The organism is Gilliamella apicola, from assembly GCF_003202915.1.
GTDB lineage: Bacteria > Pseudomonadota > Gammaproteobacteria > Enterobacterales > Orbaceae > Gilliamella > Gilliamella apicola_Q.
On sequence record NZ_QGLP01000004.1, the window covers coordinates 933,767 to 946,687 of the forward strand.

Annotated in this window: 15 protein-coding genes; 9 read left to right on the plus strand and 6 right to left on the minus strand. The window is 35.5% G+C overall.

Translation table 11 applies throughout. From position 1 onward, the window contains the following. Nucleotide 1: 1 nt before the first annotated feature. The 3 genes from DKK79_RS05680 to rsmE form a co-directional block, all read right to left on the minus strand. The gene (locus DKK79_RS05680; RefSeq protein ID WP_110423219.1) at nt 2-454 is read right to left on the minus strand and encodes a GNAT family N-acetyltransferase; all 453 of its coding nucleotides are present in this window, start codon (nt 452-454) and stop codon (nt 2-4) included. 2 nt (nt 455-456) lie between these two features. Further along, entirely contained in the window at nt 457-1,413 is a 957-nt protein-coding gene (gshB, locus tag DKK79_RS05685; RefSeq protein WP_110423220.1) for a glutathione synthase, read from the minus strand. A gap of 214 nt (nt 1,414-1,627) precedes the next feature. Next, complete coding sequence (gene rsmE, locus DKK79_RS05690; RefSeq protein WP_110423221.1) at nt 1,628-2,353, minus strand: 16S rRNA (uracil(1498)-N(3))-methyltransferase; 726 nt, start codon at nt 2,351-2,353, stop codon at nt 1,628-1,630. A gap of 98 nt (nt 2,354-2,451) precedes the next feature. On the opposite strand from rsmE, the gene folB reads away from it, so the two are divergent. Genes folB through DKK79_RS05710 form a run of 4 tightly spaced genes read left to right on the plus strand, consistent with a single transcriptional unit; the run spans nt 2,452 to nt 4,546 of the window. Continuing rightward, the gene (folB, locus tag DKK79_RS05695) at nt 2,452-2,820 is read left to right on the plus strand and encodes a dihydroneopterin aldolase (protein WP_220019013.1); all 369 of its coding nucleotides are present in this window, start codon (nt 2,452-2,454) and stop codon (nt 2,818-2,820) included. A 19-nt stretch (nt 2,821-2,839) separates the two neighbouring features. Next, entirely contained in the window at nt 2,840-3,859 is a 1,020-nt protein-coding gene (locus tag DKK79_RS05700) for an MBL fold metallo-hydrolase (RefSeq protein ID WP_220019018.1), read from the plus strand. 50 nt (nt 3,860-3,909) lie between these two features. Further along, nucleotides 3,910-4,116, plus strand: a complete 207-nt coding sequence (locus DKK79_RS05705; RefSeq protein ID WP_110423222.1) for a hypothetical protein — start codon at nt 3,910-3,912, stop codon at nt 4,114-4,116. A gap of 1 nt (nt 4,117) precedes the next feature. Next, a complete protein-coding gene (locus tag DKK79_RS05710; protein ID WP_110423223.1) occupies nt 4,118-4,546 on the plus strand; it encodes an EamA family transporter in 429 nt (142 codons plus the stop codon). On the opposite strand, the gene moeA is transcribed toward DKK79_RS05710, so the two are convergent. The 3 genes from moeA to rsmI form a co-directional block, all read right to left on the minus strand. After that, nucleotides 4,538-5,764, minus strand: coding sequence for a molybdopterin molybdotransferase MoeA (gene moeA / locus DKK79_RS05715; protein WP_110423224.1), 1,227 nt, complete (start codon nt 5,762-5,764; stop codon nt 4,538-4,540). The genes DKK79_RS05710 and moeA overlap by 9 nt on opposite strands. A 143-nt stretch (nt 5,765-5,907) precedes the next feature. After that, on the minus strand, nt 5,908-6,999 hold the full coding sequence (ychF, locus tag DKK79_RS05720) for a redox-regulated ATPase YchF (RefSeq protein ID WP_110423225.1): 1,092 nt from the start codon (nt 6,997-6,999) through the stop codon (nt 5,908-5,910). A gap of 169 nt (nt 7,000-7,168) precedes the next feature. Beyond that, a complete protein-coding gene (gene rsmI, locus DKK79_RS05725; RefSeq protein ID WP_110423226.1) occupies nt 7,169-7,996 on the minus strand; it encodes a 16S rRNA (cytidine(1402)-2'-O)-methyltransferase in 828 nt (275 codons plus the stop codon). Nucleotides 7,997-8,402: 406 nt separating this feature from the next. Between rsmI and DKK79_RS05730 the strand changes: the two genes are divergently transcribed. From DKK79_RS05730 to DKK79_RS05750, 5 genes are all read left to right on the plus strand, one after another. Then, nucleotides 8,403-9,362 (plus strand): peptidoglycan DD-metalloendopeptidase family protein, encoded by a 960-nt coding sequence (locus DKK79_RS05730; RefSeq protein WP_375537973.1) that lies wholly within the window; start codon nt 8,403-8,405, stop codon nt 9,360-9,362. 122 nt (nt 9,363-9,484) lie between these two features. After that, nucleotides 9,485-10,237, plus strand: coding sequence for a 2,3-diphosphoglycerate-dependent phosphoglycerate mutase (gene gpmA, locus DKK79_RS05735; protein ID WP_110423228.1), 753 nt, complete (start codon nt 9,485-9,487; stop codon nt 10,235-10,237). 87 nt (nt 10,238-10,324) lie between these two features. After that, entirely contained in the window at nt 10,325-10,900 is a 576-nt protein-coding gene (locus DKK79_RS05740) for a thymidine kinase (protein WP_146211990.1), read from the plus strand. Between the two features lie 54 nt (nt 10,901-10,954). Then, a complete protein-coding gene (locus tag DKK79_RS05745) occupies nt 10,955-12,163 on the plus strand; it encodes an aldose 1-epimerase family protein (RefSeq protein WP_110423230.1) in 1,209 nt (402 codons plus the stop codon). A 160-nt stretch (nt 12,164-12,323) separates the two neighbouring features. Then, nucleotides 12,324-12,920, plus strand: a complete 597-nt coding sequence (locus tag DKK79_RS05750; RefSeq protein ID WP_110423231.1) for a UbiX family flavin prenyltransferase — start codon at nt 12,324-12,326, stop codon at nt 12,918-12,920. The last annotated feature ends 1 nt before the right edge of the window (nt 12,921 follow it).

The window sequence follows — 12,921 nt, forward strand, 5'->3', positions numbered from 1 at the left end:
ATTATAATGCACATTTACCAATTTTGACTTTATGTTCAACATTACAACGCATTAATACTTCAGGATAATTGGTTTCCTCATTGATGGATTCCCCAACAATTGCAAAATCTTGTGATAAATAAAAGTTTATCGCATCACTATTTTGTTTATATACATGAACTGATAGTTCTTTGTGGTGCTGTTTGGCTTTTTCTAAAAGTGCCGAACCAGTACCTTGATGTTGAGAGTTTTTTTCAACAAACAATCCAGAAATATAATTTTCAGTCAAACCGATAAAACCGACAACACCATTAATATCTTGTACATAAATCGTCGACATTGGAATCAACATTTTAACTATATCGTAATTCTGTTTAAAAAATTCAGGATCTATAAAATTGTGAGCCTGCTCGTTACCTTGTAACCATAAATTCATTATGGCATCTAAATCTTTTGCTTGGTATTCTCTAATCATGTTTAACTCTTTTTATTTAATCTTAATTCAATCGCATCCATTAAAAGCCCTGTGATTGATAAATCAGGATGAGCAGCTTCAATTTCTCGTACACACGTTGGGCTAGTGACGTTTATCTCAGTTAACTTATCACCAATGATATCAAGCCCTACAAATAACAGTCCTTTCTGTTTTAATGTTGGTCCAATACTGTTGGCAATTTTCCAATCACTATCGCTTAAAGCTCTTACTTCACCATGTCCACCCGCAGCTAAGTTTCCTCGTGTTTCGCCTTTTTGCGGTATCCGTGCTAAACAATAAGGAACAGGGACACCGTCGACAACTAATACCCGTTTATCGCCATCTTTGATGGCGGGTACAAAGTTTTGCGCCATACAATAACGGCGGTTATGTTCAGTAAGCGTTTCAATAATAACAGAGATATTTGGATCATCTTGTTTGATCCTAAAAATTGATGAACCGCCCATACCATCAAGTGGTTTTAAAATAATATCTTGATACTGTTGATGAAAAGCCTTAATTTGTGATGTTTGGCGAGTAACTAAGGTTTCTGGTGTGAAATCAGCAAACCAGGCCGTAAATAATTTTTCATTACAATCACGTAGGCTTTGTGGTTTGTTTACCACTAAAACGCCTTTTTCTTCGGCGCGCTCTAAAATATAGGTCGCATAGATAAATTCGGTATCAAAGGGTGGGTCTTTACGCATCAATATTACGTCAAGTTCACTTAAAGCTATTGTTTGATCCTCACCTAAATCAAACCAATGTTCATTGTTATTATGCACCGTTAATGTTCGAGTGGTAGCACATGCTTCACCATTACGTAAAAACAGATCATTCATCTCCATATAATAAAGTTGATAACCTCGCTGTTGTGCCTCGAGTAGCATAGCAAAGCTGGTATCTTTTTTTAGTTTGATATGACTAATGGGATCCATAACAATACCAAGTTTGATCATGGTGACTCCTTACTGATTTTATTTGATGGTACTAATTTTTGATTGTAGTAAATTTGGTGTTGATAACCTGCATGCTTTTCTACCTATTCAATAAATCTTATACGAAATTAGGGCAGAGGGTGGTGTTAGCAAGAGTAATCAAATTTGCAACTATCATACTCGTTACCGATTAATAAGCAAAGCAATCATTTGTTAACTTATTCATTTTAAGTAATTAACCTAAATCACCTAGACGAACCTGAAGAGCAGTTATTGCTGTGAGCGCAGCGGTTTCAGTCCGTAAAACTCGTGGTCCGAGTAAGATATCAGTAAACTGATATTGATGTGTCATTTGAATTTCTTCATTAGACAGCCCACCTTCTGGTCCAATTAATAAACTCAGGTTTTGATTATCTGAGGGTAATTGGTTAATCCTTTTTTCGGCTTTGGGATGTAAGTTTAGTTTTAAACTGTCCGTTAAACTAGCACACCAATTTTCCAATTTTATTACTGGATTTATAGTTGGGACGATGTTACGCCCACATTGTTCACATGCTGAGATGACAATTTTTTGCCATTGTTGTACTTTTTTTTCCAGCCTTTCTTGATCAAGTTTGACGCCACAACGTTCAGAAAGTAACGGTGTTATGGTAGTGACCCCTAATTCAACTGATTTTTGAATGGTAAATTCCATTTTATCACCACGAGAAATCACTTGTCCTAAATGAATATTTAGTGGTGATTCACGATCATCTAAGACAGTATTGGCTGTTTTTACCATAACTGTCTTTTTATTCACTTCTTGGATCACAGCGGGAGTAATATGGTTAGAACCATCAAATAAAGTTATGGATTCGCCGGGCTTCATTCTTAAAACACGGATTAGATGATTAAATGCATTATCATCCAAAGTTATTAAACTATTTTGATTAATCGAGTAAGGCTGAAAAATTCGCGTCATATAAACTATTATTTACTATAATTTGCAATAAATTATAGCGTAATTTATTAAGTTTCGGTAATCTCTATTTTAAATATTAGTAATATATGGAATTAAATATGACCTTTATGATTACAGATAGAGTACTAATTGAATCACTAACGGTTTATACCACAATTGGCGTCTATGATTGGGAGAAGACCATAAAACAAAAGTTAATTCTTGATTTAGAAATTGCTTGGGATAATAAGCCAGCAGGAAAAAGCGATAAAGTTGAGTTTTGTTTAGACTATTTTGTGGTTTGCCAATCAATAACTTCATTTATTGAAGCTAATAAATTTGAACTTATCGAAACGGTAGCCGAACGTGTTGCAGAATTAGTCATTAAACAATTTTCAGTACAATGGTTAAAAATAAAAGTTTCAAAACCAGATGCTATTGCCAATGCTGGTAATGTTGCAGTGCTAATTGAACGTAGTGCTAATTAACCTCAACAAGATTAAATTAATGAATAAACAAAACAAAGTGCTAAATGAGTTACTTAATGAACTAAGTGATATGTCACATCATAAGGCTAGAGGATTTGATAATATCGAACCTTTTTCGATTAGATTAACCGATGCTTTACGTTGGCGGATTAAACGTAAAGTCTTACCGCCAAAAGCCGGATATCAAGCATTTAATCAAACATGGTGTAGCTCAATTGATATTAACCTAGAAGGAAATAGAGTTTGGTGGATAGGTCATTCAACTACGTTGATAAGACTTAAAAACAAATGGATATTAACCGATCCAGTTTTTTCTAACCGAGTATCGCCGTTTCAATTTATCGGCCCAAAACGACGTACCCAACCCGCCATTACTATTAATCAATTACCTATGATTGATGTGGTTGTGATATCGCACAATCATTATGATCATCTTGATTTTAATAGTATCCGGCAACTTATAACACGTTTTCCACAAATGACTATTTTGGTTCCTTTAGGGCTCAAGGCAAAATTGAAAAGGTGGGGAGCGAAGCATATTATTGAGTTGGACTGGTGGCAATCTATAAATACTCATGAGATAACATTTACCGCTACCCCAGCAAAACATTGGAGTAATCGTGGCGTTTTTGATGTAAATAAAGCCTTATGGTGTGGTTGGGTAATGCAAACCGATATTGATAATCCATTGTTAACCAAAACCATTTACTTTATGGGGGATACCGGTTATTCAGCGAGTTTAAAAAAAATTGCTGACCGATTTAAACAGATCGACCTAGCGCTGATACCAATTGGTGCATATGCTCCGCGATGGTTTATGCAATCACAGCACATCGATCCACAGCAAGCATTGCAACTTTATGATGAGTTAAATTGCCAATCGGCTATTGCGATTCATTGGGGTGCTTTTGAATTAGCTGATGAACCATTAGACGAGCCACCAGCTTTATTAAAATCATTAAAAGAAGATCGAGTTTTTCATTTATTAAAAATAGGTGATAGCTTGGCTATCAATCCACTTAATAATGCATTAAAATAATTCACAATAATAATTTTAAATAATATTTTGACATTTGAGAGGGAAATAAGATGAAATCAGTAATTCTTGCTCTAACTAGCATCACGCTTAGCTTAAGTTTAATGGCTTGTGGCGGTAAAAATGATGAAGGCAAACAATATCATTGGTCAAAAGCACATGGCGTACTTGAAGATTGTCGTGGTGTGATGAGTAAATCAGCACAATGTCAAAAAAATTCAAATAACCAACAATACTTAATTCAAATCGATAGGTATTAATATGAGTCCTTGGCTTATTTATGCCTTGTTATCGGCAATTTCCGCTGCGGCTGTTGCTATTCTCGGCAAAATTGGTTTACAACATCTTGACGCCAATACCGCCACTGCAATTCGCGCAATTGTCATGGCGATATTCTTGGTCGGTGTGGTAGTAGTTCAAGGAAAGCTAAATTTAATCAATACGTTTTTTAACGATAAAAAGGCACTTCTTATTATTGCATTGAGTGGGGTAGCAGGAGCATTATCATGGTTATTCTACTTTTTGGCAATAAAAGAAGGAAAAGTATCACAAGTTGCTCCAATAGATAAATTAAGCGTTGTTTTTGCAGTAATTTTTGCCGCTATCATATTTGGTGAAAAAATTTCGTTACTTTCTGCCATTGGTGTTGCTATGATTGCGGCGGGTGCCGTTTTAGTTGCGCTATTTTAATAAATTATTGAATAGCTCAACTGTCACCAACTCTCCTTTAGCAACATTGCCTCTATCTTGTTCAATTACAATAAAACAATTGGCGTGATTAAATGATTGAGTTAAATGTGATCCTTGTTGACCTGTTGAAAACACTTCTAATTCACCGTCAGTATTGATTTGCAACCTGCCACGTTGAAAATCTAATCGACCAACACTTTTTTTAAGATTAGTTGCTGTTTTTACTTTAAACGACATCCTATTAGTAGTTAAACTTTGTCCTACAAGGGCGAGAATCAAAGGCTGAACTAACTGATAAAAAGTCACCAACGTTGAAACTGGATTGCCAGGTAATCCACAAAACAATGCATTACCTATTTTGCCAAAAGCAAACGGTTTGCCTGGTTTCATGGCAATTTTCCAAAAATTGATCTGACCAAGTTCCGCTAAAGCCGTTTTAGTATAATCTGCATCACCGACAGAAACTCCACCGCTAGTAATCACTAAATCAGCGAGTTTAGATGCTGTTTCTAACGATTGTTTAATTAGGTTTGGATCATCGGCAATAATACCTAAATCGATGATTTGGCAATTTAATTGAGTCAATAATAATTTGAGCGTAAATCGATTACTATCATAAATAGCACTATCATTTGTCAGAGGATTGCCTATATCGAATAATTCATTGCCAGTTGAGAAAATAGCGACTTTTAATTTACTAAATACGGTTAATTCTGCTATGCCAAGTGTAGCTAAACTCGATAGTGTGGCAATGGTTAAACGAATTCCTTTATCCACTACCACTGAACCTTGTTTGCTATCTTCACCGATATAACGAATATTGCTGCCTGATTTGATTTCATATGGAAATTTAATGCCTGCAGGGGTTGATTCGGTCTGTTCCTGCATAACAACCGCCTCAGCTTCATCAGGAACAGGCGCTCCTGTCATAATACGTAAGCAAGTCCCTATAGGCCAATTTAGATTTGAGATATCATCGCCGGCAAAAATAGTGGTTGCCAATGGTAATAACTTCGACTGATTGATATCTGATAACCGCACCGCATAGCCATCCATAGCTGAATTATTAAAACTAGGTACATTAATTGGCGAAACCACCGGTTCAGCAGTAACACGATCTAAGGCTGCTAATAACGTTACTTTTTCAGTTAAAGGTTTATGATTTAATGATGCCGCCTCAAGTAAAGCTTTTTTAGCTTGTTCAAAGGTTAATAACATAAATAAAATTCCTTATAATTGTTTGTCCGTTATCGTGATAGGTGATAAGTCGTTGAGTTGTGGGGGGTAACAAATTGCAAACTTTAGTTACTAGTTAAACAAGAAAACAGGTGCCGAACTCTACGGCACCAATTAAAACGTAATTAAACGTTAAATAAGAAGTTCATAATATCGCCATCTTGCACGATATAATCTTTACCTTCTGAACGCATTTTACCGGCTTCTTTTGCCCCTTGTTCGCCACCATATTTAATAAAGTCATCAAAGGCGATGGTTTGCGCGCGAATAAAACCTTTTTCAAAATCAGTGTGAATTTTACCAGCAGCTTGCGGCGCAGTATCACCAACAGAAATAGTCCAAGCACGAACCTCTTTAACACCGGCAGTAAAATAAGTTTGTAGATTAAGTAGGCTATAACCGGCGCGAATGACTCTATTTAACCCAGGTTCGGTTAAACCAAGATCTTGCATAAACTCATCACGGTCAGCATCATCCAACTCAGCAAGTTCGGCTTCAATAGCTGCACAAACTGGTACTACTACAGCTTTTTCTTGCTCAGCAATGGCTTTTACTTTGTCTAAAAAAGGGTTGTTTTCAAAACCATCTTCATTGACATTCGCAATGTACATAGTTGGTTTTAATGTTAAGAAGCTGAGATATTTAATCGCAGCCAACTCTTCTTTACTTAAATTTAAAAGTAATAGTTTTTTACCCTGTTCAAGATGAGGAAGACACTTTTCAAGAATCTCAAGTTCATATTTTGCGTCTTTATCTCCACCTTTAGCGCGTTTTTGTAAACGGGTGATTGCTCTTTCGCATGCTTCAAGATCTGCTAATGCCAGTTCAGTATTAATGATTTCGATATCTTCAGCCGGATCGATTTTCCCTGCAACATGAACAATGTTTTCGTTTTCAAAACAACGAACAACATGACCAATTGCTTCGGTTTCACGGATATTCGCTAAGAATTGATTGCCCAAACCTTCACCTTTTGACGCACCCTTAACTAAACCTGCGATATCAACAAATTCCATCGTCGTTGGTAATGTTCGTTGTGGCTTAACAATTTCCGCTAGTTGATCTAAACGCGGATCGGGCATTGGCACTACACCTGTGTTTGGTTCTATAGTACAAAACGGAAAGTTAGCCGCTTCGATTCCAGCTTTAGTTAATGCATTAAAAAGCGTTGACTTGCCCACATTGGGTAGACCGACAATACCACATTTAAATCCCATATTATTTATTACCTTGTGTTATGAAAATCTTAATAATAGACGCTAATTATATACTAAATCGAGCTCATTGTGCCAATGCTGACACAGTTTAAAAAAAGTTCAATGAAATCAAAAGAGAAAATTGTTAAAAGTTGATTGCCAAAATCAGATAATTAACTATCAGATGGTTTTAGTCTTCAAAGGTTAAACCAAGTTGATATAATTGGTTTTTTTTCAGTCCATATATTTCAGCCGTTATTGCTGCAGCTTTTTTCAATGGTAACTCTTTAAGCAATAGTTTTAGCGTATTAATTGCTTTTGTATCAATCACATCATCAGTTTTATTATTGCCCTCAACAATCAGTACAAATTCCCCTTTTTGGCGATTACTATCTTCTTGTAACCAATTAATCAGATCTATTATTGAAAAATTGACGATAGTTTCCCAAGTTTTAGTTAGTTCTTTGGCTAGCACAATCTGTTTATCGCCTCCCCAAATGGTTTGCATATCCTGCAAGGTATCTAAAAGTCGGTGTGTTGATTCATAAAAAATCATCGTTCTTGGTTCATCAAGTAATGTGGTTAGATAATCTTGCCGGGCTTTTGTTTTGGCGGGTAAAAATCCTTCATAACTGAATTTATCAGATGGTAATCCGGAAGCGGATAGCGCAGCGATAGCAGCACAAGCACCGGGAATAGGTACCACATTAATATTATTTTCACGACAAGCTTTAACTAAATGATAACCAGGATCATTAATTAATGGTGTTCCTGCATCCGATATTAAGGCGATTGATAAACCTGATTTTAATTTTTCAATCAACAATTGTGACTTTTCTTGCTCATTATGATCATGTAAGGCAAAGAGTTTGGCTTTAATTGCTAAATGTTGTAAGAGTAGCCCACTATGACGTGTATCTTCAGCGGCAATTAGATCAACTTGTTTAAGCGTATTAATGGCACGAAGTGTAATATCATCTAAATTACCAATAGGTGTTGCAACAATATATAGAGTCATTATTTCAGATTTTTGTCAATTTTAAGCACGAAATATACTATACCAAACATTGATTCATTGTATATACTCTTAACATTGAAAATCGTCTTAGTGGCAATCAATTAAGAGTATTTTTTCGATAATAGTTAATTTCACTGTTAATCGAGTAATTTAATATTGGTTAATAATTATACTTTTGTGTTTAATTAGACTATATTATGGGATAATAAATTGCTAATTTTGATAAATTTACAGCTTTTAAATAATAAATTAGCATTTTTAGAAGTGATTTTATTGATTTAGCTTACCAGTAATTAATATAATAGCAATTTGTTATAAAAACGATAAAATATGTTTATTAAAACTATACGAATTAATGAAAGGTGTTATTGTGAAAAAAGTTATCACATTAAGTTGTTTAAGTCTGATGATTGCTGCGTGTACGCAAACTAATCCTGCGGAAATAGAAGATATCTCTGTTAGTCAGGGCTCTTCAACCTCATCGGTTTACTCTAAACCGCCTAAAGATATTTCTACTGGTAATCGAGGTGAATCTTCTTCGACTTATCCTACAACAACGGCTTCTCGTTCTTCAACGACGACTAGCTCTATCCCTAGTCAAGAACAAGTTGTAACATCTACTGAGCGTATTGTTTATAATCGAGATTATAATAATATTCCTAAAGGGGGATATAAAGGCGATACCTATACTGTCAAACGAGGCGATACATTATTTTATATTGCTTGGGTAACTGGTAACGATTATCGTGCATTAGCCGCTAAAAATAACATTAAAGAACCTTATGCGGTTAGTGTAGGTCAAGTGCTTGATGTAAGTGGTAGTACTACGATTGTTCAAACTAAAAAAACCACATCAACTCCGGTCAAAACAACAACTGTTAAAACGACAACTGTTAAAACTCCAAGTGTAGAAACTACGACAGTTGAAACAATTAGCCAACCAGTTTCTCAACCGACGGCACCAACTAAGCTCCCAACTCAACCAAGTACAACTTCTAATGTGGCCAATATTAAATGGCAATGGCCGGCACAAGGGAAGATCATTGAAAAATTCTCAAACTCGACTAAGGGAATTGATATTTCAGGTGTTTTAGGTGATAAGGTTGTTTCTGCAGCTGATGGTCGAGTGGTTTATTCTGGTAATGCATTGCCTGGTTATGGTAACTTAATCATAGTGAAACACAACGATGACTATTTAACAGCTTATGCGCATAACCAAACTATTTTAGTTAAAGAGCAACAAAATGTTCGAGCAGGTGAACAAATTGCTACAATGGGCGCAACCGGGACCTCATCAGTAAGATTGCATTTTGAAATTCGATATAAAGCGCAATCAGTCGATCCATTAAAATACTTATCAAATTAGTAAGTATTTTAAATAAATAAAAATGATTAAAACATTAAAAATGTACTAATTAAAACGTACATTTTTAATGAAAACCAAATTCATTTATCCATTTTATTTTATGTAACAAAGGAGTTATATTCATGGCAGTAAAAAAATTAGTTCTCATTCGTCACGGAGAAAGTGTTTGGAATCAAGAAAACCGCTTTTGTGGTTGGACTGATGTTGATTTATCTGACAAAGGTAACAAAGAAGCTGCTGAAGCAGGTAAATTATTAAAACAAGAAGGTTTTACATTTGACTATGCATATACTTCAGTTTTAAAACGCGCAATTCATACATTATGGCACATTCTTGATGAAGTTGACCAAGCATGGTTGCCTGTTGAAAAAAATTGGAAATTAAATGAACGTCATTATGGTGCGTTACAAGGTTTAAATAAAGCTGAAACTGCTGCTAAATATGGTGATGATCAAGTTAAATTATGGCGTCGCGGTTTTGCAATTACTCCTCCTGCGTTAGAAAAATCTGACGAACGTTTCCCTGGTCATGATTCACGTTATAGCAACTTACCTGAATCAGAATTACCTTTAACTGAAAGCTTAGCATTAACAATCAAACGTGTACTTCCTTACTGGGAATCAACTATTGCGCCGCGTGTTGCAAAAGGTGAACGTGTTATTATTGCTGCTCACGGCAACTCTCTTCGTGCTCTAGTTAAACATTTAGACAATATCAGTGATGATGATATTATCGATGTTAACATCCCAACTGGTGTACCTTTAGTTTATGAATTTGACGACAACATGAAAGTGGTTAAACATTATTACTTAGGTAATGCAGATGAAATCGCAGCTAAACAAGCAGCGGTTGCCAACCAGGGTAAAGCAAAATAGTTTTTTACCCTCAAAGGTAAGTTGATAAACTTACCTTTTTAATTTTCTGATTCCGATTATTACTATTTATTTTTTGAGACGCTAATTTTGTCAAAAATTTACTATATTTATGGCGTGATGAACGCTGGAAAATCTACTGAATTATTACAAATCGATCATAATTATTTAAGCAATAATATGCAGACACTATTACTTAAATCATCGGTTGATACTAGAGACTCAGCTGTTGAAATTGTCTCTCGACTGGGTTTACGTAAAAAAGCATTACAACTTGATGATAATACTGTTGATGATATCATCGAACAGATAAAAAGAAATAACTATGCTTGTATTTTGATAGATGAAAGTCAGTTTTTATCCTCTAAAACCATTTGGAAATTATCTGACGTATGCGATGAATTTAGCGTTCCAATGATGTTTTTTGGTCTAAAAACAGATTATATGGGACACTTATTTGAAGGTTCCAAAACACTATTAGAAATAGCTGACAATTATAGAGAACTGAAAACGGTTTGTTGGTGTGGTAAAAAAGCCACAATGATTCTTTTAGAAGGTGAAAATGGACAAATAGTTAAATATGGGAATTCGATATATTTAGGGGACAGCGAATACCATTCAGTTTGTCGGAAACACTGGAAAGCAGGGCAAGTTAGACCAAATTAACACAAATACTTGTTCTTGACGGATTTATATTAAAAAAAAAGAAGGAATTAACACATGAAACTAAGAAAACTCTCGTTAGCTGCTGTTGTGGGATTAATCTCATGTTCTGTTAGTGCGCAACATTTTGTTATCACAGATACCGATTTACAAGTTAGAAAAGGTGCTTGGACTGTTAATAATACTGACATTAACCCAAATGCACCAACATTTTTAATAAAAAATACTGTTCTTAGTGGCGGGTTACAAAATGACTCTGAAGTCTTAACTATTCAAAGTGATGGATTAACCATTAGATTAAGTCCAACTCGTGGTTTAGGCATCTTGACTGTGGAAGGTGATGGTATTCGTTTAGGTTGGGATTCTCCAGTTAAAGAAGTTGTCAATCCACAGAATATCAATTTAGAAAGCCGTGGTGGTAATGGTTGGCTAGAAGGCTTTAATGAAATGATGGTTCGTTGTGGTTTTGAATGGACTGGTCATGCCGTACAAGCTGATGGTATGCTGTATACCCTCCATGGACGGGCGCAAAATACCTCTGTTGCAAAATTGTTTGTTGATATTGAAGACAAAGCTCCATACACCATAACCGTAAGTGGCCTTATTAAAGAAAAAGCGTTCAAAAAAAGCAATTTAGAAACATGGGTTAGACTTAGCCATGTTCCAGGTAGTAAAGAATTCACTGTTCATGATACGCTGACAAATAGAAGCGATTATCCTAAAGATTATCAAATTATTTATCACAGCAATTTTGGTACGCCAATTCTTGAAAGAGGGGCAAAATTTGTTGCGCCAGTTAAAGAAATTTCCCCATTTAATGATTATGCGATTAAGGGGCTAAAAAATTGGCAAACCTACTTAGGACCAACTAGAAACTTTGATGAAATGGTTTTTAATATTTATCCATATGCCGATGCAAAAGGGCAAACTCAAGTTATGTTAGCTAACAAGGTAGGTAATAAAGGGGTAGGTATTTCATTTAATACCCGAGAATTACCAGTACTTACTTTATGGAAGAATACTGATTCCATTAATCAAGGTTATGTAACGGGAATTGAGCCTGGAACAAGTTTCGCTTATCCTGTCACTATTGAACGTGAACAAAAGCGTGTCCGTCAATTACCACCAGGAAAAAGTGCTAACTTTACTTTAAAATATAGCTTATTATCTAATAAAGAAGCCGTAAGAGCTTACAACAATGCTATCAAAGCGATTCAAGGGGAGCAAAAAACTACAGTTGTTGACGAACCAATGGCTTTAGAATAAGTTATACTCAATATCACCACCTACCGAGTGGTTGGTGGTGTACTCCGCGCCTTTAGCATTTTATTCTTATTCATAGGAAAGATATCGTTATCTATTACAAGCTGATCTAAGTTAAAATAGTTAGCAAATTTTAACATTAGATTTAACAGTAGGAATTTAAATGACTGTGAGAAGGATAATAATTGGCATAAGTGGTGCAACAGGCTTTGCTTATGGTATAAAAGCTTTAGAGCTCCTGAAACCCATAGACATTCAAACTCACCTTGTTATCTCTAAAGCCGCTAAAATTACAGGAAATTACGAGCATTCCAAATCTCAATTAGCACAGCTAGAATCCTTAGCCGATGTCGTCTATGCTGTTGATAATATTGGTGCCGCAATCGCCAGTGGGTCATACAAAACGATAGGCATGTTAGTCGCACCTTGTTCGATGCGAACTCTGGCAGCAATAGCTCATGGTTTATCCGATAATTTATTAACCCGTGCTGCGGATGTTGTCTTGAAAGAACGCCGTCGTTTAGTTTTAATGACGCGTGAAACACCATTACATTTAGGCCATATTAAAAATATGGAAATGGTGACATTAATGGGCGGTATTATTTTTCCACCTGTGCCTGCGCTATATCAACACATCGAAAGTATCGATGATATGATTACCCACAGTGTTGCCAGAGCACTTGATCTGTTCGATATTGACATACCTAGCTTACCACGTTGGGGTGAAGATATGCATTTAAATCAAAAGTCTGAATTGTAGA

Bases quoted from the DNA above. Each gene is read 5' to 3' on its own strand.
- DKK79_RS05680 (WP_110423219.1), bottom strand. From the start codon at position 454: ATGATTAGAGAATACCAAGCAAAAGATTTAGATGCCATAATGAATTTA.
- gshB (WP_110423220.1), bottom strand. From the start codon at position 1,413: ATGATCAAACTTGGTATTGTTATGGATCCCATTAGTCATATCAAACTA.
- rsmE (WP_110423221.1), bottom strand. From the start codon at position 2,353: ATGACGCGAATTTTTCAGCCTTACTCGATTAATCAAAATAGTTTAATA.
- folB (WP_220019013.1), top strand. From the start codon at position 2,452: ATGACCTTTATGATTACAGATAGAGTACTAATTGAATCACTAACGGTT.
- DKK79_RS05700 (WP_220019018.1), top strand. From the start codon at position 2,840: ATGAATAAACAAAACAAAGTGCTAAATGAGTTACTTAATGAACTAAGT.
- DKK79_RS05705 (WP_110423222.1), top strand. From the start codon at position 3,910: ATGAAATCAGTAATTCTTGCTCTAACTAGCATCACGCTTAGCTTAAGT.
- DKK79_RS05710 (WP_110423223.1), top strand. From the start codon at position 4,118: ATGAGTCCTTGGCTTATTTATGCCTTGTTATCGGCAATTTCCGCTGCG.
- moeA (WP_110423224.1), bottom strand. From the start codon at position 5,764: ATGTTATTAACCTTTGAACAAGCTAAAAAAGCTTTACTTGAGGCGGCA.
- ychF (WP_110423225.1), bottom strand. From the start codon at position 6,999: ATGGGATTTAAATGTGGTATTGTCGGTCTACCCAATGTGGGCAAGTCA.
- rsmI (WP_110423226.1), bottom strand. From the start codon at position 7,996: ATGACTCTATATATTGTTGCAACACCTATTGGTAATTTAGATGATATT.
- DKK79_RS05730 (WP_375537973.1), top strand. From the start codon at position 8,403: ATGATTGCTGCGTGTACGCAAACTAATCCTGCGGAAATAGAAGATATC.
- gpmA (WP_110423228.1), top strand. From the start codon at position 9,485: ATGGCAGTAAAAAAATTAGTTCTCATTCGTCACGGAGAAAGTGTTTGG.
- DKK79_RS05745 (WP_110423230.1), top strand. From the start codon at position 10,955: ATGAAACTAAGAAAACTCTCGTTAGCTGCTGTTGTGGGATTAATCTCA.
- DKK79_RS05750 (WP_110423231.1), top strand. From the start codon at position 12,324: ATGACTGTGAGAAGGATAATAATTGGCATAAGTGGTGCAACAGGCTTT.